General features: G+C 38.4%; 22 protein-coding genes. All 22 read left to right on the top strand.

Going from position 1 to position 22,213, the window contains the following annotated elements:
* Positions 1-195: 195 nt before the first annotated feature.
* The 22 genes from rimP to MKY30_RS20790 all read left to right on the top strand — a co-directional run bounded on the left by rimP (position 196) and on the right by MKY30_RS20790 (position 22,126).
* A complete protein-coding gene (gene rimP / locus MKY30_RS20895; RefSeq protein ID WP_147209519.1) occupies positions 196-666 on the top strand; it encodes a ribosome maturation factor RimP in 471 nt (156 codons plus the stop codon).
* A gap of 21 nt (positions 667-687) precedes the next feature.
* A complete protein-coding gene (nusA, locus tag MKY30_RS20890; protein WP_147209518.1) occupies positions 688-1,794 on the top strand; it encodes a transcription termination factor NusA in 1,107 nt (368 codons plus the stop codon).
* Between the two features lie 13 nt (positions 1,795-1,807).
* Positions 1,808-2,077, top strand: a complete 270-nt coding sequence (gene rnpM / locus MKY30_RS20885; RefSeq protein ID WP_077601200.1) for an RNase P modulator RnpM — start codon at positions 1,808-1,810, stop codon at positions 2,075-2,077.
* A gap of 1 nt (position 2,078) precedes the next feature.
* Entirely contained in the window at positions 2,079-2,378 is a 300-nt protein-coding gene (locus tag MKY30_RS20880) for a YlxQ family RNA-binding protein (protein ID WP_077601201.1), read from the top strand.
* A gap of 20 nt (positions 2,379-2,398) precedes the next feature.
* Entirely contained in the window at positions 2,399-4,498 is a 2,100-nt protein-coding gene (infB, locus tag MKY30_RS20875; protein WP_147209517.1) for a translation initiation factor IF-2, read from the top strand.
* Entirely contained in the window at positions 4,495-4,773 is a 279-nt protein-coding gene (locus MKY30_RS20870) for a DUF503 domain-containing protein (protein WP_147209516.1), read from the top strand. The genes infB and MKY30_RS20870 overlap by 4 nt, the downstream gene beginning before the upstream one ends.
* A gap of 33 nt (positions 4,774-4,806) precedes the next feature.
* The gene (gene rbfA, locus MKY30_RS20865; protein WP_077601204.1) at positions 4,807-5,148 is read left to right on the top strand and encodes a 30S ribosome-binding factor RbfA; all 342 of its coding nucleotides are present in this window, start codon (positions 4,807-4,809) and stop codon (positions 5,146-5,148) included.
* A 117-nt stretch (positions 5,149-5,265) separates the two neighbouring features.
* Positions 5,266-6,153, top strand: a complete 888-nt coding sequence (gene truB, locus MKY30_RS20860) for a tRNA pseudouridine(55) synthase TruB (protein ID WP_147209515.1) — start codon at positions 5,266-5,268, stop codon at positions 6,151-6,153.
* A gap of 34 nt (positions 6,154-6,187) precedes the next feature.
* Positions 6,188-7,120 carry a bifunctional riboflavin kinase/FAD synthetase gene (locus MKY30_RS20855; RefSeq protein ID WP_307725833.1) on the top strand — a complete coding sequence of 311 codons (933 nt, stop codon included), beginning with the start codon at positions 6,188-6,190 and terminating at the stop codon, positions 7,118-7,120.
* 126 nt (positions 7,121-7,246) lie between these two features.
* Entirely contained in the window at positions 7,247-7,516 is a 270-nt protein-coding gene (gene rpsO, locus MKY30_RS20850; RefSeq protein WP_040980194.1) for a 30S ribosomal protein S15, read from the top strand.
* A gap of 302 nt (positions 7,517-7,818) precedes the next feature.
* A complete protein-coding gene (pnp, locus tag MKY30_RS20845; protein WP_341085256.1) occupies positions 7,819-9,933 on the top strand; it encodes a polyribonucleotide nucleotidyltransferase in 2,115 nt (704 codons plus the stop codon).
* A 569-nt stretch (positions 9,934-10,502) separates the two neighbouring features.
* Positions 10,503-11,456: a polysaccharide deacetylase family protein gene (locus MKY30_RS20840; protein WP_156986094.1), complete on the top strand. Its 954-nt coding sequence runs from the start codon at positions 10,503-10,505 to the stop codon at positions 11,454-11,456.
* A gap of 26 nt (positions 11,457-11,482) precedes the next feature.
* Positions 11,483-12,709, top strand: coding sequence for a M16 family metallopeptidase (locus MKY30_RS20835; protein WP_341085255.1), 1,227 nt, complete (start codon positions 11,483-11,485; stop codon positions 12,707-12,709).
* Positions 12,710-12,812: 103 nt separating this feature from the next.
* Positions 12,813-13,067, top strand: coding sequence for a YlmC/YmxH family sporulation protein (locus MKY30_RS20830; protein WP_147209510.1), 255 nt, complete (start codon positions 12,813-12,815; stop codon positions 13,065-13,067).
* A gap of 353 nt (positions 13,068-13,420) precedes the next feature.
* Positions 13,421-14,305: a dipicolinic acid synthetase subunit A gene (dpaA, locus tag MKY30_RS20825; RefSeq protein ID WP_341085254.1), complete on the top strand. Its 885-nt coding sequence runs from the start codon at positions 13,421-13,423 to the stop codon at positions 14,303-14,305.
* Positions 14,302-14,907: a dipicolinate synthase subunit B gene (gene dpaB / locus MKY30_RS20820; protein WP_341085252.1), complete on the top strand. Its 606-nt coding sequence runs from the start codon at positions 14,302-14,304 to the stop codon at positions 14,905-14,907. Before dpaA ends, dpaB begins: the two co-directional genes overlap by 4 nt.
* A gap of 40 nt (positions 14,908-14,947) precedes the next feature.
* A complete protein-coding gene (gene asd / locus MKY30_RS20815; protein WP_341085250.1) occupies positions 14,948-16,000 on the top strand; it encodes an aspartate-semialdehyde dehydrogenase in 1,053 nt (350 codons plus the stop codon).
* 100 nt (positions 16,001-16,100) lie between these two features.
* Complete coding sequence (gene dapG, locus MKY30_RS20810; protein WP_147209506.1) at positions 16,101-17,330, top strand: aspartate kinase; 1,230 nt, start codon at positions 16,101-16,103, stop codon at positions 17,328-17,330.
* Positions 17,331-17,477: 147 nt separating this feature from the next.
* Positions 17,478-18,221 carry a ClpP family protease gene (locus MKY30_RS20805; RefSeq protein WP_445667726.1) on the top strand — a complete coding sequence of 248 codons (744 nt, stop codon included), beginning with the start codon at positions 17,478-17,480 and terminating at the stop codon, positions 18,219-18,221.
* Positions 18,221-18,427 carry a YlzJ-like family protein gene (locus MKY30_RS20800; protein ID WP_341085247.1) on the top strand — a complete coding sequence of 69 codons (207 nt, stop codon included), beginning with the start codon at positions 18,221-18,223 and terminating at the stop codon, positions 18,425-18,427. The genes MKY30_RS20805 and MKY30_RS20800 overlap by 1 nt, the downstream gene beginning before the upstream one ends.
* Positions 18,428-18,745: 318 nt before the next feature.
* Entirely contained in the window at positions 18,746-21,076 is a 2,331-nt protein-coding gene (locus MKY30_RS20795; RefSeq protein ID WP_147209504.1) for a DNA translocase FtsK, read from the top strand.
* Positions 21,077-21,400: 324 nt separating this feature from the next.
* Entirely contained in the window at positions 21,401-22,126 is a 726-nt protein-coding gene (locus tag MKY30_RS20790) for a GntR family transcriptional regulator (protein ID WP_147209503.1), read from the top strand.
* Positions 22,127-22,213: the final 87 nt, after the last annotated feature.

The following is a 22,213-nucleotide window of genomic DNA, read 5'->3' as shown; positions in this document are numbered from 1 at the left end:
TTGCAAAGGGGTATAGAATATGCTATACTATTTTTGGTTAGAATGTTCGATACGTACGAATGAAAAGAGTGGGTGTACACCCACTCTTTATTCATACCTCGCCTAAACAAGACTCTCTGCTTCCCCCGCCCGTATTTTAGGCAGGGGTTTTATATTGATTGAAGGTGTGAGGACATGGTTAAAGGAGGTTTACACTTGAGTTCTAAAGTAATTGAGATAACAACTGAATTAGTTAACCCAATTTTAGAAGAGAAAAATTTAGAATTAGTTGACATGGAGTATGTAAAAGAAGGGAAAAACTGGTTTCTGCGTGTTTATATTGATAAAGAAGGCGGTATTGACATTGTAGAATGTGGTGAAGTTTCTGAACAGTTAAGTGAAAAATTGGACGAAGCTGACCCGATTAAAGAAGCTTATTTTCTGGAAGTATCTTCCCCAGGAGTAGAAAAACCATTAAAAACGCTGGAAGACTTTAAAAAGAACATTGGAAATAATGTTTTTGTAAAGCTATATGAAAAGATTGACGGCGAAAAAACATATGAAGGTATTTTACAAAATGTGGAGAACGGTACCGTTTCTATTGAATACAAAATTAAAACAAGAAAAAAAATCGTAGAAATACCTTATGAAAAAGTAGCAAAAGCAAGACTTGCAGTTATGTTTTAATTAAAAGGGGGAAAAGAAAAAGTGAGCACGCAGTTGTTTGATGCGATTGATCATTTAGCAAAAGAAAAAGGAATAGACAAGGATATATTGATGGAGGCTTTGGAGGCAGCGCTTATTTCTGCTTATAAAAAGAACTTTAAATCTGCATCGAATGTCCGGGTAGAGTTGAACGAAACTACAGGGAAGATGGCTGTCTATGCAAGAAAAACAGTCGTGCCGAATGTAGAGGATACACAGCTGGAAATATCTCTTGATGAAGCTAAAAGTATCAATCCGAGTTATGAAACAGATGATATAATAGAAGTAGAAGTAACACCAAAGGATTTTGGACGTATTGCTGCACAGGCTGCCAAACAAGTGGTGACTCAACGGGTACGTGAAGCAGAGCGCGGCGTTATCTTCTCTGAATATATTGATAGAGAAGATGATGTGATGACAGGAATTATTCAACGCAAGGATTCCCGTTTCGTCTATGTTAACCTTGGGAAAATTGAAGCAAAGCTGGCAGAGGCTGAGCAGATGCCGACAGAAGAATATCATATCCATGATCGTTTGAAAGTTTATGTGACAAAGGTTGAGAATACAAGTAAAGGACCGCAAATCTATATTTCACGTTCTCATCCCGGCTTGTTAAAACGATTATTTGAAATGGAAGTTCCAGAAATTTATGATGGAATTGTGGAAATTAAATCTGTTGCACGTGAAGCTGGAGATCGTTCTAAAATTTCTGTCCATGCTCCAGATCCGGAAATAGACCCGGTAGGTTCTTGCGTAGGACAAAAAGGGCAGCGTGTTCAAGCGATTGTAACAGAATTAAAAGGTGAAAAGATTGATATTGTGGAGTGGTCCGAGGATCCGGTTGTTTATGTATCAAACGCATTAAGCCCTTCCAAAGTATTAAAAGTATTTGTAGATGAGGAAGGGAAGGCAACAACAGTGGTTGTTCCAGATTATCAATTATCATTAGCAATTGGTAAAAGAGGTCAAAATGCCCGTCTCGCTGCAAAACTTACAGGCTGGAAAATTGATATTAAAAGTGAATCCGACGCAAGAGCAGAAGGTTTACTGGATGATATAGAGTTAGAGGAAGAAACTTATTCTGACAACAGTGAAGATTTGTTTGAATAAGGAGGTATTTCACTTGGCTAAGAAGAAAAAAATACCAGAAAGAAAATGTGTTATTACAAATGAAATGAAGCCTAAAAAAGAATTGATCCGCATTGTGAGGAATAAAGAAGGAGAAGTGTCCGTTGATGTAACTGGTAAGAAAAATGGACGCGGAGCTTACCTTTCCAAGAATAAGTCTGTCATTGAACAGGCTCGGAAAACCAATGCGCTTAACAAAATATTGAACGCAGAAGTAAGTCCAACAATCTACGATGAGTTAGAAGCTTTAGTAGAGGGAGATTGACATGAATCCTAATTATTTGAACATCATTGGTCTCGCTGTCAGAGCAAGAAAATGCTCAACAGGAGAAGATACAATTATAAAGGATATTCGCAAAGGTCGTGCAAAGCTTGTTTTATTGGCAGAAGATATTGGACCGCAAACAAAAAAGAAACTTTCGGATAAATGTACCTCGTACAATATTCCATATCGATTTGTTGATAACCGGGATATCTTATCGCAGGCAATTGGGAAAGAGCAGCGTGTAGCTATAGCAATACTAGATTCAGGCTTTGCAAAAAAACTCCTTACTCTAGTTGGATAAATAAATCCGGGGGTGAATGTATGAGCAAAATACGTGTATATGAATACGCAAAGAAAAATAATGTGGCAAGTAAAGAAGTCATTCAATTTTTGAAAGAAAAGAATGTAGATGTTTCCAATCATATGTCTACGATTTCCGATAATGAAATTAAACAATTGGATGAAAAATTTAATCCGCAGCCAAAACAGGATAAAAAGAAAAATGATCAAGTAAATCAAAACAAACAACAAAAGAACAAAAATGCAGTAAATAAACCAGATACAAATCGGAATACTAAAAAAGATAACTCGAAAAATAAAAAACAAAAAACCTCTAATAAAGGTAAACAACATAAACCACAAAAGGAGCAGTCATTAGTGAAAGAGACTCCAAGTAAAATTACGTACCACGGTATATTGACCGTACAGGATTTAGCAGAAAAACTTCATAAGGAACCTGCAGAAATCATCAAGAAATTAATGTTTATGGGTATTATGGCTACAAAAAACCAAGACCTTGAAGATGATGCTGTAGAGTTAATTTGTGATGAATTTAATGTCGAGGTTGAAAAAGAAATTATTTTAGAAGATACTGACCTTGATAAATATATTGAAGAAGATGATAGTGACAAGTTGCAAGAGCGTCCGGCTGTTGTTACCATTATGGGACATGTTGACCACGGGAAAACAACATTATTAGATGCTATTCGCCATACAAAAGTTACTGCTGGCGAGGCTGGCGGAATTACACAGCATATCGGAGCTTACCAAGTTGAAAATGAAGGTAAGAAAATTACATTCTTAGATACACCGGGTCACGCAGCGTTTACAAGTATGCGTTCCCGTGGCGCGCAGGTAACAGATATTGCTATTTTAGTTGTTGCTGCAGATGATGGCGTAATGCCGCAGACAATTGAAGCTATTAACCATGCAAAAGCTGCTGAAGTACCAATTATTGTAGCAGTCAATAAAATGGATAAAGAAGGCGCTAATCCGGACCGTGTGATGCAGGAACTGACAGAGCATGAATTGATCCCTGAAGATTGGGGTGGAAGTACTATCTTTGTTAACCTTGCAGCGATTAAAGGAGAAGGTATTGACGACCTGCTGGAAATGATTTTATTAGTTGCAGAGGTAGAAGAATTAAAAGCAAACCCGGATGCCAGAGCTTTCGGTACAGTGATTGATGCACAATTAGATAAAGGCAGAGGATCTGTTGCAACACTGCTTGTTCAAAATGGTACCTTGCATGTAGGAGATCCGCTCGTTGTCGGAAGTACGTATGGTAAAGTTCGGGCAATGGTAAATGATGTAGGACAACGTGTGAATCAAGTTGGACCATCTGCGCCAGTTGAAATTACCGGTTTACAAGATGTACCTCAGGCAGGCGACCAATTCCTTGCGTTTGCTGATGAGAAAAAGGCGCGTCAAATTGGTATTGCACGTCAACAAAAACGAATTGATGAGAATCGTGGCGGGCAATCAACAGTAAGCTTAGATGATTTATTTGAAAAAATTAAGCAAGGTGAAATGAAAGAATTAAATATTATTGTAAAAGCGGATGTACAAGGATCTGTTGAAGCATTAGCTGCTTCTCTACGTAAGATAGAAGTAGAAGGCGTTAATGTTAAAATCATTCATACAGGTGTAGGAGCGATTACTGAATCTGATATTATCTTAGCTTCAGCATCGAATGCGATTGTTATTGGCTTCAATGTTCGTCCTGACGTCAATGCAAAAAGAGCTGCAGAATCTGAAAAAATTGATTTACGTCTGCACCGTGTTATTTACAGTGCGATTGAAGAAATTGAAGCTGCAATGAAAGGTCTGCTTGATCCAGAATACGAAGAAAAAGTGATTGGTCAAGCGGAGGTTCGTGAAACATTTAAAGTGTCACGTATTGGTACTATCGCCGGAAGCTATGTAACAGACGGTAAAATTACCAGAGATTCCAGTGTTCGCCTGATTCGTGATGGAGTAGTTCTTTATGAAGGGGAATTACAGGCATTGAGACGCTTTAAAGACGATGTAAAAGAAGTACAGCAAAACTATGAATGTGGTATCACATTAACAAACTTCAATGATATTAAAGAGGGCGACATTATTGAAGCCTATGTAATGGAAGAAATCGAACGAAAATGATTCTCTATGCAGAAGTAGAATGTATGTTGTATGAAGGGAATTCGTTAAAAGAGAAACGATCTGTTTTAAAGCGAATGATCAATAAGCTGCGTCAGTCTTTTAATGTTTCAGTTACAGAGCTTGACTTTCATGATATGTGGCAACGAACCAAATTAGGGATTGTTATCATTTCCACCGATTATGTGCATGCTGAAAAAGTAATACAACAGGCTTTAAAAACAATAGATTCTTTTTCTGAACTAGAGAGAACAATAACAAATATAGAACGATTATAACGAAAATGCATAGAGCTATGTGAGGTGAGATTAATGTCAGAATTGAGAGCTCATCGAGTTGCAGAGCAAATGAAAAAAGAGCTGGGTGATATTTTATCCAGAAAAATTAAAGATCCCCGTGTTGGTTTTGTAACAGTTACCGATGTGGAAGTAACTGGTGACCTGCAACAGGCGAAAATTTTTATTTCTGTATTAGGTGATGAAAAGAAGAAGCAGGAAACATTATTGGGACTTGCAAAAGCAAAAGGATTTATCCGTTCAGAAATTGGCAAGCGAATTCGTTTGCGCAAAACACCTGAACTTACCTTTGAGTTTGATGAAGCAATAGAACAAGGTAACCGGATAGACTCCATCTTAAGAGATCTGAATAAATGACTTTGAAAAAACTGATCCCTCTGCTTGCTGGCAAGGATCAGTTTTTTTAGGATAAAGAAAAGAACCCGAACACATATATAGAAAATGTATTCCATTAAGAAAGGATGGGGATTAATAATGAATGGTATCCTGCCGTTATGGAAGCCTAAAGGAATGACTTCTTTTGATTGTGTAGCTAAATGCCGCCGCTACTTTAATACAAAAAAAGTAGGGCATACCGGGACGTTGGATCCGGAAGTTGAAGGTGTTCTACCTATTTGTATTGGCAGTGCTACGAAAATTGTTCCTTTTCTTACTGATACGAAAAAAATCTACATCGGGACGGTTGCGTTAGGATCAGCTACGGAAACAGAAGATGCGACAGGGAATGTTATTGCACAAAAAGAAGTTGTACATATGCCTGGAGAAGCTGAAATAGAGACTGTTTTAGAAAAATTTCAAGGGGTTATCACACAAATCCCTCCAATGTATTCCGCTGTAAAAGTAAACGGAAAAAAGCTTTATGAATACGCAAGAGCAAATGAAGAGGTAGAAAGACCGGTAAGAGAAGTTTTTATTCATGATATACATCTCTTAGCGATAGATGAGGACAAAAACTCCTTTGACCTATTCGTAGAATGTTCAAAGGGAACCTATATCCGAACATTATGTGTGGACATTGGAAAGGAATTAGGGTATCCGGCACATATGTTTAAACTGGAACGGACAAAAACCGGTAGTTTTTCCAAGAAAAATACGGTTACTTTTGCTATGATAGAAGAGGCGGCAGATAATAATGAGCAAGAGAAGCTGTTAAGCCCTCTTTTAGAAGGATTAAGTCATTTAGTTCATCAAGAGGTTGATGATGCGCTGAGGGCCCGTATTAAGAATGGCCAAAAACTATCTATTTCGGAAGCCCCCGAGACAAATAATCCGTTTGTATTTACAAATAATGAAGAAGTGCTGGCGATTTATGGGCAGCACCCAGATAAACCTGATCAAATTAAACCAATAAGAGTATTCTAACGAGAGAAAGTGCAGGTGTAGCAGGATGAAAACAATGGAATTATCCTATCCGCATACGTTACATAAGGAGAACTTACCGGAAACCGTCAGTGCAATCGGCTTCTTTGACGGGATTCACAAAGGACATCAGGAGGTTATTCGGCAGGCTGTAAATAAAGCACAGGAAAATAACATGGAGAGTGCTGTCATTACCTTTTTTCCGCATCCTTCAGTTGTTTTAAGAAAAGACGTACAGCATGTTAAATACATAACAATATCTTCTGAAAAGCAAGCGATATTAGAGGATCTTCAAGTAGACCGTTTATATGTTATCCGGTTTAACCAAGAACTATCAAAGCTCAGTCCCCAAGCCTTTATTGATCACTTTATTATTGGATTAAATATTAAACATCTTGTGGCAGGCTTTGATTACTCATTCGGTCATAAAGGGCAAGGGAAAATGGCAGATATGCAGGAATATGCAAGGGATTTATTTACCTGGGAAACCATAGGTAAAATTACTTTGGATGAAGAAAAGGTCAGCTCGACCAGAATAAGAGCAGAATTAGCGTCGGGAAATATGGAGCAGGCAGAGCAACTGCTGGGAAGGCCCTTTGCTACTACTGGATTGGTAGTAAAAGGAGCACGTCGTGGGCGTGAACTGGGTTATCCAACTGCTAATCTGTCTATATCCAAAGATGCCCTGCTGCCTAAACAGGGGGTATATGCGACCCGTGTTCGTCATAAGGATAAAATATATGGCGGAATGGCGAATATCGGTACGAATCCGACATTTACAGAAGAGCTGGAAGATATGTCTGTCGAGGTGTACTTATTTGATTTTGATGGTGATTTATATGGGGAAGAATTAACGATAGAATGGCTGTCTTACACAAGAGAAGAAATAAAATTTGATTCGAAGGATGCTCTGATTGAAAAAATGCAGCAGGATGAGAAAGAAATTAGAGCTTATTTAGCAAATAGGTAAACTTACACTTGATTTTTTTCTTCAAAAACGCTATTCTTATAGTTGTACAACCATCGCTTGGCATCACGTAACTCCGACGTATGCTAGGGGACTGGGGATAACAAATATTATTTTGGAGGTGCCATTATGGCAATTACACAAGAACGTAAAAACGAAATTATTAATGAGTACAAGGTTCATGACACAGATACTGGATCTCCAGAGGTTCAGATCGCTGTCTTAACTGCAGAAATCACTGCATTAAACGAACATTTACGTACACATAAAAAAGACCATCATTCACGTCGCGGTCTTTTGAAAATGGTAGGTAAACGCCGTAACTTATTAACTTACCTACGTAATAAAGACGTTACTCGTTATCGTGAATTAATCAAAAAACTTGGTTTACGTCGTTAATAACGTTAAAAGCAGGAGCAATCCTGCTTTTTCTTTTATGTTTTTTAAACAAATAAGAAGCATTTGAAGCTGCAAATCCGTGGTTTAGATGTTTTTTACGGTTGATAAGGGTCTGAAACAGGTATAAATATGTCAATGCGTGAACATCCTCTATAAGGTAGCGATTGATTCCTGACAGGCTATCGTTTATGCTATAAAAAGACATTCTTTTGTAAAAATAAGATATAGAAGAAAAATTGTACTATATGAGGTGCTACATATATATTTTAAATGCTGTAGCCTTGAAAGGAGTAACAAAACTAATGGCAGATGAAAAAAAGCTATTCTCTACGGAGATTTCAGGAAAGAAATTTACAGTTGAAGTAGGAGAGCTGGCAAAACAAGCAAATGGAGCCTGTATGATACATTACGGAGACACCTCTGTATTGTCCGTTGCAACAGCCTCCAAAGAACCAAAAGATTTACCATTCTTTCCGTTGACAGTGAACTATGAAGAAAGATTGTATGCGGTAGGGAAGATACCGGGAGGATTTATTAAACGTGAAGGACGTCCCAGTGAGAAAGCGATCTTGTCTTCCAGACTAATTGACCGTCCAATCCGTCCATTATTCCCCGACGGCTTTCGTAATGAGGTACAAGTAATAAGTACAGTAATGAGTGTGGACCAGGATTGTTCTTCAGAAATTGCAGCAATGATTGGTTCATCGATTGCTTTAGGTATTTCAGATATTCCTTTTGAACAGCCGATTGCTGGTGTTCATGTCGGGCGTGTGAATGGCGAGCTAATCATTAATCCTACCATTGAACAAGAAGCAAAAAGTGATATTGATTTAACGGTTGCTGGAACAAAAGATGCAATCAACATGGTTGAAGCTGGTGCAGATGAAGTACCGGAAGATGTTATGCTTGAGGCAATTATGTTTGGTCATGAAGAAATCAAACGTCTTGTTGCTTTCCAGGAAGAGATTATACAGGCATGCGGAAAAGAAAAATTTGAAGTTGTTATTTCAGAGACGAGTGAAGAGCTTGTAGCAAAGGTTGAAGCAGAAGCGAAAGATGAATTAAAGACTGCGATTCAAGTTGTCGAAAAACATGCCCGTGATGAGGCAATAAAAGCTGTTAAGCAAGAGATTGTAGAAAAATATGAAGCGGAAGAGGCTGAAGAAGAAACCATTAAACAAGTTAAATCTGTATTAGATAAGCTTGTGAAAGAAGAAGTTCGCCGCTTGATTACAAAAGAAAAAGTACGTCCTGATGGCCGGAAAGTGGACGAAATCCGCCCGTTATCATCACGTATTCATGTTCTTCCCCGTACACATGGATCAGGCTTGTTTACGCGCGGACAAACTCAAGCTTTAAGTATTTGTACATTGGGAGCACTTGGAGATGTACAGATTTTGGATGGACTCGATTTAGAAGAAACAAAACGATTTATGCATCATTATAACTTCCCGCAATATAGTGTAGGAGAAACCGGGCCGATTCGCGGACCTGGCCGTCGTGAGATTGGGCATGGTGCGCTGGGAGAGCGTGCTCTTGAAAAAGTAGTGCCGAATGAAAAAGATTTCCCTTATACAATTCGTCTGGTTTCAGAAGTTCTTGAATCCAACGGTTCTACTTCTCAAGCGAGTATCTGTGCAAGTACATTAGCAATGATGGACGCAGGTGTTCCAATTAAAGCACCAGTAGCAGGTATTGCAATGGGACTTGTTAAATCTGGAGATGATTATACGATTTTGTCTGATATTCAAGGCATGGAGGATGCACTTGGTGATATGGACTTTAAAGTAGCAGGAACAGAAAAAGGTGTAACAGCCCTGCAAATGGATATTAAAATTGACGGTTTATCAAGAACAATCTTAGAAGAAGCACTTACGCAAGCGAAAAAAGGCCGTATGCATATCCTTGATTCCATGCTGCAAACCATTCAGCAACCAAAAGATGAGCTGTCTGAATACGCTCCAAAAATCTTAACAATGACAATTAATCCGGATAAAATTCGTGATGTCATTGGGCCAAGCGGAAAACAAATCAATCAAATCATTGATGAAACTGGTGTGAAGATTGATATTGAACAAGATGGCAACGTCTTTATTTCATCTACTGATAATGAGATGAACCAGAAAGCTAAGAAAATTATTGAAGATCTGGTACGGGAAGTGGAAGTTGGACAATTATATCTTGGTACGGTAAAACGTATTGAAAAATTTGGTGCATTTGTGGAACTGTTCAAAGGGAAAGATGGACTGGTTCATATTTCTGAGCTTGCAGAAGAGCGTACGAATAAAGTCGAAGATGCTGTATCTATTGGGGATCAAATTATGGTGAAAGTAAAAGAAATTGATCGTCAGGGAAGAATCAATCTTTCCAGAAAAGCAGTTCTGCAAGACGAAAAGAAAGAGAATGCTAAATCATAAAAAGAGAAAAATTACTTTGGGTTATATATTTTGTACAAAAAAGAAGCTGATTTTTTAGTTCAGTTTCTTTTTTTATGAAGCGGTTTATGGTAAAAAAAGTGAATTACTAAATAAAATGAAAAATAAATCCATCTTTTGTCTCTAATATAATAAATCGTTTTTTCGAAGAGTAAGAAAGTATAAAATGCTGAGGATAGCCGTTCCAACGGGTTTCATGGGGTGAGTAATCTTAGGCCCAAGGACGCCGCGAACTTAACCGAACTTCCTTTTCCGTTTTGCACATTCCCACAGGAGTCTTCGTGTATTTCTTCCGCTAGAATTATCTTCTTTTCTTTGAAAGAAAGCAAAAGAAACACATCTCCTTGGCAAGAACACTAGTATTTTAAAGATCAAGTGATTTTCTTGGCTTTTCTAGTATTTAAGCACTATGACAAGCATAGTGTTTTTCTAAAGTTTAAGATTAATTATCTTATTATAGTCTGTGGTTGTGAACACTGCGAAGATCATCTTTAAAATAAATGCATACTTGTCCCTCTCAAGCATAGAAATGATAAGGGGAGGGATTAAATATGAAGCGATATTTTAAGTATGTACATGTAGTAGTTTTTCTAATTTTAATTTTTACGGTATTCGATATACGATATAATCCTTTTCAAACAGATTCTGTAGTGGTTGAACCAGCTGGAATAGAGATGAGCTCAACAAAAGATGATCTGTATAAGGAGATTGAACAAAAAAAAGAGACATACGAACAAAAGCCGCAGGATGCTTACATTGATAAGGTTTGGAAGAAAACACCTGGAAGAAACGGTCTGGAAGTAAATGTCGAAGAATCCTATAAAAAAATGAAAGAAGCAAATGAATGGGACGAAGATTTACTTGTTTTTAATGAAACCTCTCCTGATATCTTGTTAACAGATTTGCCGCCATCTCCAATTTATCGCGGACATCCAGATAAAAAAATGGTTTCATTTTTAATTAATGTTTCCTGGGGAGAGGAATATATTCCCGAAATGCTTCAAATTCTCAAAGATAATCAAGTAAAGGCAACTTTTTTTATTGAAGGTAAATGGGCACAAAATAATGCGAGTCTGGTTAAAATGATTGAAGAGGAAGGGCATTTAATCGGTAACCATGCCTATAATCATCCAGATATGGCAATGCTGGAAAAAAATGATGCCTATACACAAATAGAAGAGACAAATCAAATTTTAAAAACAATAACAGGAAAGCAGCCTGTATGGTTTGCGCCGCCAAGCGGAAGCTACAAAGACGAAACGGTGGAAACAGCAGCTGAACTGGAGATGGAAACTATCCTATGGACTGTCGATACGATTGATTGGAAGAATCCGTCTGTTTCCGTAGTGGTGAATCGCATACAAAACAATGTCCACCCTGGAGCGATGATTTTAATGCATCCGACCCAAGCAAGTACAGGTGGTCTGGAGCAAATGATTAGCGGTATCAAAGAAAAAGGTTATAAAATAGGAACAGTAGAATCACTATTAAGTGAATCGCGTTAAGCTAGGAAATTTAGGAGGATATACATTTGATAGAAAAATATACAAGCAGCAATGGTGTACGTATTGTACTAGAATCCATGCCGGCTGTACGCTCAGTCACAATAGGTATATGGGTTAAAACTGGATCCAGAAATGAAACAATCGATAATAACGGCATTTCACACTTTTTAGAGCATATGTTTTTTAAAGGGACTAAAACAAGAAACGCTCAGGATATTGCAGAAGCATTTGATTCTATCGGCGGACAAATTAATGCTTTTACCTCTAAAGAATATACATGTTTTTATGCAAAAGTGTTAGATACACATAAAGAATTTGCCTTAGAAGTATTAGCGGATATGTTCTTTGAATCAACATTTGACGAGGAAGAAATGGAAAGAGAAAAGAAAGTAGTTTATGAAGAAATTAAAATGTGCGAGGATACGCCTGATGATATTGTGCATGACCTGCTGGCAGAAGCTGCATACGGTAAGCACCCGCTGGGGTTCCCTATTCTTGGTACAGAAAAGCAGTTGGGGTCTTTTAATCAAAAGCAATTACAGCAGTATATAGAAGATAATTATACCCCTGATCGTATTGTTGTTTCTGTAGCTGGTAATGTGAACAGCTCATTTATTAAGGAGATTGATTCCTACTTTGGATCACTTACAAGAAAAGCAAAAGAGAAAGAATTAACGAAGCCAGTATTCTTACAGGAAGCAATTTATCGAAGCAAGGATACAGAACAGGCACATTTATGCCTAGGCTATAATGGGTATGAGGTAGGAGATAAGCATTTATATCCGCTATCTATTATGAATAATGTGCTGGGAGGAAGTATGAGCTCACGATTATTCCAAGAGGTGCGTGAGAAAAAAGGACTTGCCTATTCTGTCTTTTCTTATCATGCTGCATTTATAGATGATGGTCTACTCACAATCTATGCGGGTACAGGCAAAGAGCAGCTAGAACAGCTGGAAGAGGTTATTTATTCTACCCTTCATCATTTTGTGAAACAAGGATTAACAGAGAGAGAATTACGGAACAGCAAAGAACAAATTAAGGGAAATTTGATGTTAGGATTAGAGAGTACCAATAGTCGGATGTCACGAAATGGCCGTAATGAGCTGTTATTGCAAAAACACCGTTCTTTAGACGATTTAATTAAAGAAATTGATGGCATTACCGATCAGCAGGTGACAAGTGTCATTCAAAATGTCCTGCTGCAAAACCCATCCCGTGCACTAGTTGCACCAGAAGACTACCGTAAATAGAAGCATGTTTTCTTATTTTGGGACATATAGTGTATAAACGAGACTTCATTATCTTGTGATTGTAAATACTTGCCCTAAGAAAAACAAAAAAAGGAGTTTTTTTATGGTGCGCTTTCGAGATATGGGAGATAAGGAAATCATTAATGTGAATGAAGGAAAAAGGCTTGGCATGCTTGGTCAAACCGATTTAGAAATTAATCCTAAAACGGGTCAGATCGAAGCGTTTATTATCCCGAGTTATAAATGGTTTGGCCTTGTCAAAGAGGGAGAAGAGACTAAAATTCATTGGCAGTCTATCCGGAAAATTGGTGAGGATATGATAATGATTGACACCAAACTTCCTGATGAAGAACGATAAAATAGAAATTATTTGCTTAAAGCTTGTTTATTTTGTTGGAAAAGGAGACTGAACACATCCTTTTCTTTCTGAATAAACAAGCTTTTTTAATATCTTAATATTAGGCTTTTAATTGCCGGGAGCGAGCATTTACATAAAGAACAGATGATTAAACTCATCCAAAGACCTATGCATCAGCATATAAAGAGTTTTAAGTAAGAAAAATAAACTTTTCGGAGCTTCCTTAATGAAGAAAGCATTTTCTAAAAGTTAGACGGTAATTTTAAGGCTTATTTGTTCACCCCTCACTTAAAAAAACATAAGCTATATCGAATCATGAATACGTTAAAAGTTGTCTGGAGGTAATACGTAAAATGAGTCGACGGATTGCAGTGATAGGTGGAGATGCAAGATATTTAGAGTTAATAAAAATCTTAAAAAGTAATCATGATAATGAAGTGATACTTTGCGGTTTTGATAAATTGGAGCAGGGGTTTACAGGCTTAAATGAATTAGCATTAGATGAATTGGATCAGAGCAGCCTGGATGTAGTTGTTTTACCAATTACAGGGACGGATTCAAGCGGAAATGTCGAAACAGTTTTTACAGATAAAAAAATAAATTTGGATGGAGCATGGTTTCAAAAATTAAATCCCGAATGTGTAGTTTTTACTGGAATTACGAATGATTACTTAACCAATTTGACGGAAGAAGCAGGTATTAAGCTGATACCATTGCTTGATCGTGATGATGTTGCCATTTATAATTCCATTCCGACTGCTGAAGGGGCCATTATGATGGCTTTTGAGCATACAGATCAGACAGTTCACTCTTCGCGTGTGATGGTTGTAGGATTTGGCAGAGTAGGTAATACGGTAGCAAATAAGTTTTCTGCACTTGGTGCGAAGGTTTCAGTGTGTGCCAGAAGCATACGGGATTTGGCGCGTATTACAGAAATGGGTTTAAATGCAGTGGCATTACATGATTTAAGTAAACAGACAGAGAATTGCGATATTTTAATCAATACGATTCCGAGTCTTGTTGTTACCAAAGAGGCTATCAGGAATTTGCCGAATAATGCAGTAATTATTGATCTTGCCTCCAAACCGGGAGGAACAGATTTTGAATTTGCGAAAAAACGCGGTATTAATGCCATACTTGCACGCAGTCTTCCCGGTATTGTCGCCCCTAGAACTGCCGGAAAAATACTTGCTAATGTGATGGAACAAATTCTCGAGGAGGAGCGTGAATTAGAATGACATTCACCGGTAAACGGATTGGATTTGGTCTGACTGGCTCCCATCATACGATTGAGCATATTTTTCCAATTATGGAGGAATTAATTAATCAGGGTGCAGAAATCATTCCGTTTATAACAGAAACGGTTCAATATACAGATACCAAGCACGGTAAGGCAAAAGATAATGTAGAAAATCTTGAGAAAATAACCGGTCAAACAGCTATTACTACTATCCCTGGGGCAGAGCCTTATGGTCCGGATAAACCGCTTGATGTAATGGTCATTGCCCCCTTGACAGGAAATTCAATGAGTAAGCTGGCTAATGCTCATACAGATAATCCAGTCCTGATGGCTGCCAAGTCTACTCTCCGCAATGAAAGTCCAGTGGTATTGGCTTTAACGACCAATGATGCACTCGGATTAAATGCAAAGAATTTAGCCACATTGCTTAATGCAAAGCATATGTTTTTTGTTCCGTTCGGGCAGGATAATCCTTATCAAAAACCCTCCTCTCTCTCAGCAGATTTAAGTCAATTAATTCCAGCTGTAGAGACGGCGTTAAAAGGAAAACAAATTCAGCCGATTATTGTACCTTATTCCACAAAAAATATGTTAAAATGAAGTTTAGTTGACATTTAATTAAGTGGAGGGAGTTATTAGAATGCCAGAGCAGCAAACATACAATGTAGCTATAGTAGGTGCTACAGGGGCAGTAGGTCAGAAAATCAAAAAAATATTAGAAGATAAAGAGTTTCCGATAAATGAATTAAAATTATTATCATCTGCGCGTTCAGCTGGAAAAGAAGAAACATTTCGCGGGGAAACAATCATTGTTGAAGAGGCTGCAGCCGAATCCTTTGACGGTGTAGATATTGCGCTATTCTCTGCAGGCGGGTCTATTTCTAAAAAGCTGGCTCCAGAGGCGGTTAAAAGGGGAGCAGTTGTTGTCGATAATACAAGTGCTTTTCGTATGGATAAGGATGTACCGCTTGTTGTTCCAGAAGTTAATCCAGAGGATATTGCAGAGCATCAGGGGATTATCGCAAATCCGAACTGTTCCACCATTCAAATGGTCGCGGCTTTAAAACCGATTAAAGATGCATATGGAATTAATAAAATTATTGTATCTACTTACCAGGCAGTATCAGGTGCTGGAAATGCTGCGGTAGAGGAATTGTATGAACAGTCAAGGGATTATTTAGAAGGTAAAGAAATAAACGCAGAGATTTTACCTGTTAAAGGAGATAAAAAGCATTTTCCAATTGCTTTCAACGCATTGCCGCAAATCGATGTGTTTGAAGACAATGGCTTCACTTTTGAAGAGATGAAAATGATTAATGAAACGAAAAAAATTATGCATGATGAAGCCTTAAATGTAGCAGCAACCTGTGTACGCCTTCCATTTGCTACTTCCCATGCAGAAAGTGTCTATATTGAATTAGATCGGGAAGGGCTGGCTGTTAAAGATATCTGGAAGACGCTGGAAGCGGCAGACGGAGTTATTCTGCAGGATAACCCTCAGGCTCAGGAGTACCCAACTCCACAATCTGCACAAGATAAAGAAGAAGTTTTTGTCGGACGCGTACGCAAAGATTTAGATAATCCAAAAGGCTTCCATCTATGGGTTGTATCTGATAACTTATTAAAAGGCGCGGCTTGGAATACAGTACAAATCGCGCAAGTATTAACAGAACGCGGCTGGTTAAAAAAATAATTATTCCCAGTGATTGATGAAGACGATTTTAAAATGATGACGTAATTAATCTATTAGACATCCAGAGTTTAACAGCTTGGATAGTGTTGAGGTGTTAATATTGCAAGTATTAGTACAAAAATTCGGAGGAACTTCTGTACAATCAGAAACAAATCGGGAGCATGTTATCCGTCATATTAAGGATGCACTTGTTCAAGAATATAAATTAGTTGTTGTTGTTTCTGCTCTAGGAAGAAAACCAGATCCTTATGCAACGGACAGTTTGCTAAGCTTAATAGACTTTCCGGCAAATAAAAATTCTAACCGTGAGCTCGATTTACTTATGTCATGCGGTGAAATTATTTCATCCGTTGTCCTATCTAATGAGCTGCAAAAAAATCATGTTTCTGCAACAGCTTTGACTGGTGCACAGGCTGGTTTTGTAACGAGTGAAGATTTTAACCGGGCAAAAATAAAAAAGGTAAATCCTGTACGTATATTACATGAATTAGAAACGCATGACGTCGTTGTTGTGGCAGGGTTCCAGGGTCAAAGTGAGTCTGGAGAAATAACAACCATCGGCCGTGGTGGCAGTGATACTTCAGCAGCTGCCCTAGGGGTTGCTTTAGAAGCGGAGCGTATCGAGATTTTTACAGATGTAGAAGGTATTATGACAGCAGATCCGCGTGTCGTAAAGAATGCACGTCCGCTTGATGTGGTGACATATACTGAAATCTGTAATCTTGCTTATCAAGGCGCAAAAGTCATTCACCCGCGCGCTGTAGAAATAGCTATGCAAGGGAAAATACCGATGCGTATCCGTTCCACCTATTCGGAACGGCTTGGGACGCTTGTTACATCTTCCAGGATTGAAGAAGCAGGTGCAGACATTTCAGAACGGATGATCACCGGTATTGCACATATTGCGAATGTTACTCAAATTAAGGTGCAGACGAAGGAATCAGCTTACCGTGTACAATCAGAAGTATTTAAAGCAATGGCAGAATCTGGTATTTCTGTTGATTTTATTAATATCTCGCCCACAGGTGTGGCTTATACTGTGCCGGCAGAGCTTACTACAAAAGCAATAGAAATTTTAGAGATGCTGGGCTTTCAACCGGAAATTACGGAAAACTGTGCAAAGGTTTCAGCAGTTGGAGCCGGAATGACTGGAGTGCCTGGCGTTGCCTCTAAAATCGTGCAGGCATTAACAGATTCTGGTGTGCAGATATTACAATCAGCAGACAGCCATACCACGATTTGGGTTTTGGTACATGACCATGAATTAGTTACAGCAGTTAATGCATTGCATGAAGTATTTGGATTAAGTGCAGAAGAAGTACCGTTATAAAAATCAAAAAAGACATGAAGCAGCTATTATCTGCCTCATGTCTTTTTACTATCCAAAATATTAAAAAAGATACCATATCTCTTCTTTCGTATTATTTTTTACCGATTGTTTATACTAATCATAAAAATAGCTGGAAGGGGTTTTAATATGCGTATGGATACGGATGATAATGAAAATCAAGAAGAAGAGGAGAACGGATCGAACAATGCATCCTCTCTTGTAGAAAAAATTCAGCAGCTCGGGCAGGCAAATGTTCCGCAGGCTCCTGATTCAAATATCCATGTTTTATCAATCATTGGACAGGTGGAAGGGCATCTTCAGCTGCCGCCGCAAAATAAAACAACAAAATATGAGCATTTGCTGCCACAGCTGATTGCTGTAGAACAAAACCCTAAAATTGAAGGGTTAATTATTTTGTTAAATACAGTTGGCGGGGATGTTGAAGCAGGGCTGGCGCTTGCGGAAATGATTGCATCGATGTCCAAGCCGACTACCTCTATCGTACTTGGAGGAGGACATTCCATTGGTGCACCGATTGCAGTCGCCACGGATTATTCCTTTATTGTGCCTACAGCAACAATGACGATACACCCTGTCAGATTAACAGGACTGGTAATCGGCGTTCCACAAACGTTTGAATATCTTGATAAAATGCAGGATCGTGTGATTCAGTTTATTGTTGATCATTCCAATATTGATTCTGAACAATTAAAGGAATTGATGTTTGCAAAAGGGAATCTTACTCGCGATATTGGTACAAATGTTGTTGGCAGGGAAGCTGTGGAGTATGGCATCATTGATGAAGTCGGCGGAGTAAAAGAGGCAATAAAGAAATTAAATCACATGATTCAAAGTTCAAAACCAAAACAAGAAGAGGAAGGGACTGCCTGATGATACTCTATACACCATTATCCTATCAGGAAATTTTTCCGGAAGAACAAGGAGCAGGTAACGGAATACAAGCAATTAAATGGCAGGGAAGAACGGTTTTTGTATCTAAAAATAATGATGGGAATTACCAAATTAATCAGCTTATTTCAAGTAATCCGAATGATTATCTGAATCCGGAATTTTTACCAGGAAGAATTATCAGCTGATGGTAATCTATGCTATAATAAAGAAACGATAAAAGATAAGGTTATGAAACAATATTGGATGACATGATAACTGGAACAGCAGCCTCTTTAAGGAGAAGACAGGGAATTAGTGCAATAAGCACTTATTTTCCCAATAAAGTCTCTCTGACAGTATAAAGAGAACTGATTCCAGTTTCCTTGTTTAAATCTATCAATATATAAATTGAATAATTGCATCTATCTCTTTTGAAAATAGAAATAAAGTATATGAAAGGAGTATAATGCTTTCATTCAATTTATATAGCAATCTTAATTTGTTCTACATACAGGGGTGAAAAAATGGCTGCCAAAAAGAGAAAAAGAAGAAAAAAAACGACAACCAAACAGCTTAAAGGATTACAAAAAGAGCTCATTGGATTATTATTAATATTTATTGCAATATTTGGAAGCGGGGCAGCTATGTTAAGCGGCGGTGCTATACCTGATTGGCTGGGAAATATATTTCAGTTTTTCTTGGGAATTTGGCATTTTATCCTTCCTGTTGCATTATTTATTATTGGTTTTTATCTTATTATCAAACGCCAGGTACCTGATTTTTTATCCAGAAGATTAATAGGATTTTATATTTTTCTGACCGGTATCTTATTGCTGACACATGTACAAGTGATGGAAAGCTTGCTGGCTAATACGAATGATGTATCTATACTTGGTCTGACCTGGCAGCTTTACTTCCAATACTTAGAAGGCACCGGTACATTGGTACAGACAGGCGGAGGTATGGTCGGTGCACTATTATTCACTGTCTCTTACTTTTTATTTTCTATTGCAGGTTCGCGGATAGTTGTATTTTTCTGCTTACTAATCGGAATTATTTTTTTGACGAATTTGTCTATCGGCGAGTTTGTTAAAAAGTTAGGCGCTGGTTTTAAATCCACTTTTGCTTATCTGGCCGAACGTCTGGAGCGATCAAGAGAGAAAAGAGCTGAACGGAAAGAAGAGCAAAAAGAAATTAAAGATTCTGTTTCTAAGAAACGAAAAGAGAAAAATAAACAGGTAACGGAAGAGCATGAAGACAATACAGAAGAGCTTCTTATTAATGATTTTACAGATATTGCGTATCAGGAACAGCCGCAAGCAGAAGCTGAAACTGCAAAAACAGAGAGTTCCAAACAGCAGGAAAATGCGGGCGGTGAGGAAGAGCTTCAGGAAACATTGCCTATGACAGCAACAGAAAATCATGATTATAAGCTGCCGTCGATGGATTTATTAGCAAGTCCAGCCCATAATTCACAACAGCAGGAGAAATCACATATTCAGGCAACTGTGCGTAAGCTGGACCGTACTTTTCAGAGCTTCGGCGTAAAAGCTAAAATAGCAAAAGTACATGTCGGTCCAGCAGTAACGAAATATGAAGTGTATCCAGAGTCTGGTGTGAAGGTAAGTAAAATTGTCGGTCTTCATGATGATATTGCTTTAGCACTTGCTGCAAAGGATATACGTATTGAAGCACCGATACCCGGCAAATCAGCAGTGGGTATTGAAGTCCCTAACAAGGAAGTATCCATGGTTTCACTCCGGGAGGTTTTAGACAAACAATCTTCTAAGACAAATAAACTGACGTTTGCTTTAGGAAGAGATATTTCTGGAGAAGCAATTGCCGGGGAGTTAAATAAAATGCCCCACTTACTGATTGCCGGCGCGACAGGAAGTGGGAAAAGTGTCTGTGTGAACGGCATTATTACAAGTATTCTAATGCGTGCCAAACCGCATGAAGTCAAGATGATGATGATTGACCCTAAAAAAGTAGAGCTGAATGTATATAATGGGATTCCGCATTTATTAACACCTGTTGTAACAGATCCTAAAAAAGCTTCCAGAGCATTGAAAAAAATTGTTGCAGAGATGGAACGGAGATATGATCTGTTTTCTGATAGCGGTACAAGAAATATGGAAGGCTACAATGCCTATGTCCGGAAACAAAATGCAGACGCAGATGCGGAGGAGCAGCAGCCTTATTTGCCATATATTGTTGTTCTTGTGGATGAGCTGGCAGATTTAATGATGGTTGCTTCGAATGATGTAGAAGATGCAATCACCCGGCTTGCGCAAATGGCGCGTGCGGCAGGTATCCATATAATCATAGCAACGCAGCGTCCATCTGTAGATGTTATCACCGGGGTTATTAAAGCAAATATACCATCAAGAATTGCCTTCAGTGTATCATCTACAACAGATTCACGTACAATCCTGGATTCCGGGGGGGCAGAGAAATTACTTGGGCGGGGCGATATGTTATATCTCCCATCCGGCAGCTCTAAGCCGACACGTGTCCAGGGGGCATTTTTATCTGATGAAGAGGTAGAACGTATTGTAGATCACTGTATCGAACAGCAGCAGGCAAGCTATCAGGAAGAAATGATTCCAGAAGAAACGAATGAAGTGATGGAGGAAGTGGATGATGAGCTTTATGACGATGCAGTACAGATGATTACTGAAATGCAAAGTGCGAGTGTTTCTATGCTCCAGCGCCGTTTCCGCATCGGTTATACGAGGGCAGCCCGATTAATAGACGCTATGGAGGCGCGTGGTATTGTCGGGCCATATGAAGGAAGTAAACCTCGTTCTGTACTGGTGCCTAACCAGACAGAAGAGCATTCCACTACTTCTTAAAAAAACCGGTTTATCTGTTGTAGATAAACCGGTTTTTTCTCATTCTGTAAGAAAGTACTTTTGATGTGAATTTATTTCTGGTTCATAGATATAACTGTCCAGATTCACAGGCTTAATAGCCGGCAATCTCCCTGAGTAACCAGATAATAAGTCGCCGTCGATTCAAAGTGTGCAGTCCGGTTTGTACGTTGCTGTACAGGGGCTCTGAGCTTTTGTTCAGATAATAATTTTTTAAAGTTCAAAATTAGCAGAAGAAGTGGTACGATTAATAACAGATGCAAAAAGGCTATAGATGAAGTATTTGATAAGAAAAGAGGTGAAGAAATGAATTTGCGTGAAGATGCCAGACATTTATATTTGCAGGTTATGGACAAAATAAAAGCAGGCATTGAAGATGGATTATATAAAGAGGAAGAAAAACTGCCATCTGAATACGAACTTTCGAAGCAATTAGGGGTTTCACGGGCAACTTTACGAGAGGCATTAAGAATGCTGGAAGAAGATAATATCGTAACCCGCAGGCATGGAGTTGGAACATTTGTAAATACAAAGCCATTGTTCCAGGCAGGTATTGAAGAACTCAGCAGTGTAACACAAATGATTAAGCAGTCAGGAAAGAAGCCTGGGACACAATATATCAGTACAGATATTTTAGATGCTACCGAGCAGGAAAAGCGTGATTTCAGCAACCCGGATTTAGAATATGTAACAGCTATTGAAAGAATACGTACTGCTGATGATGTGCCAGTTGTATTTTGTGTTGATAAAGCTCCAGCGTCTTACCTGTCTTTAGAAAAATTACGGGAGATGGCTTCCATTTTCAGTACGATTGAAGCGGCCTCAGAAAAGCAAATTACTTACGCTGTTGCAAATATTGAACCAATTACATATCATGAACGCATTTATAGTATTTTGCAGTGTACGCCCGACCAGCCGCTGCTTTTATTAAAACAGATGCACTATACAAGCAATGATGAGGGTGTTTTGTATTCTATGAATTATTTCCGGGCAGATATGTTCAGCTTTCAAGTTGTACGCAGACGTCTTTAATGTTGCCGGGGAATTTCTTTGCGGGCTGTAAACATTTTATAATCAAAAGGAAAGCTGTTGTTTAAACTATATTAGAAGACAGATCAA

The organism is Oceanobacillus sp. FSL W8-0428 (assembly GCF_038004405.1).
Lineage (GTDB): Bacteria > Bacillota > Bacilli > Bacillales > Amphibacillaceae > Oceanobacillus > Oceanobacillus sojae.
The sequence above is the reverse complement of the archived record's forward strand: the minus strand, read 5'-3'. Positions and strand labels throughout refer to the sequence as shown.

Coding starts and splice junctions, on each gene's coding strand:
- rbfA (WP_077601204.1), top strand. CDS start 4,807: ATGTCAGAATTGAGAGCTCATCGAGTTGCAGAGCAAATGAAAAAAGAG.
- asd (WP_341085250.1), top strand. CDS start 14,948: ATGCCAGAGCAGCAAACATACAATGTAGCTATAGTAGGTGCTACAGGG.
- truB (WP_147209515.1), top strand. CDS start 5,266: ATGAATGGTATCCTGCCGTTATGGAAGCCTAAAGGAATGACTTCTTTT.
- pnp (WP_341085256.1), top strand. CDS start 7,819: ATGGCAGATGAAAAAAAGCTATTCTCTACGGAGATTTCAGGAAAGAAA.
- MKY30_RS20880 (WP_077601201.1), top strand. CDS start 2,079: ATGAATCCTAATTATTTGAACATCATTGGTCTCGCTGTCAGAGCAAGA.
- MKY30_RS20795 (WP_147209504.1), top strand. CDS start 18,746: ATGGCTGCCAAAAAGAGAAAAAGAAGAAAAAAAACGACAACCAAACAG.
- MKY30_RS20830 (WP_147209510.1), top strand. CDS start 12,813: ATGGTGCGCTTTCGAGATATGGGAGATAAGGAAATCATTAATGTGAAT.
- MKY30_RS20870 (WP_147209516.1), top strand. CDS start 4,495: ATGATTCTCTATGCAGAAGTAGAATGTATGTTGTATGAAGGGAATTCG.
- rpsO (WP_040980194.1), top strand. CDS start 7,247: ATGGCAATTACACAAGAACGTAAAAACGAAATTATTAATGAGTACAAG.
- infB (WP_147209517.1), top strand. CDS start 2,399: ATGAGCAAAATACGTGTATATGAATACGCAAAGAAAAATAATGTGGCA.
- MKY30_RS20855 (WP_307725833.1), top strand. CDS start 6,188: ATGGAATTATCCTATCCGCATACGTTACATAAGGAGAACTTACCGGAA.
- dpaB (WP_341085252.1), top strand. CDS start 14,302: ATGACATTCACCGGTAAACGGATTGGATTTGGTCTGACTGGCTCCCAT.
- MKY30_RS20805 (WP_445667726.1), top strand. CDS start 17,478: ATGCGTATGGATACGGATGATAATGAAAATCAAGAAGAAGAGGAGAAC.
- MKY30_RS20840 (WP_156986094.1), top strand. CDS start 10,503: ATGAAGCGATATTTTAAGTATGTACATGTAGTAGTTTTTCTAATTTTA.
- MKY30_RS20800 (WP_341085247.1), top strand. CDS start 18,221: ATGATACTCTATACACCATTATCCTATCAGGAAATTTTTCCGGAAGAA.
- dpaA (WP_341085254.1), top strand. CDS start 13,421: ATGAGTCGACGGATTGCAGTGATAGGTGGAGATGCAAGATATTTAGAG.
- MKY30_RS20790 (WP_147209503.1), top strand. CDS start 21,401: ATGAATTTGCGTGAAGATGCCAGACATTTATATTTGCAGGTTATGGAC.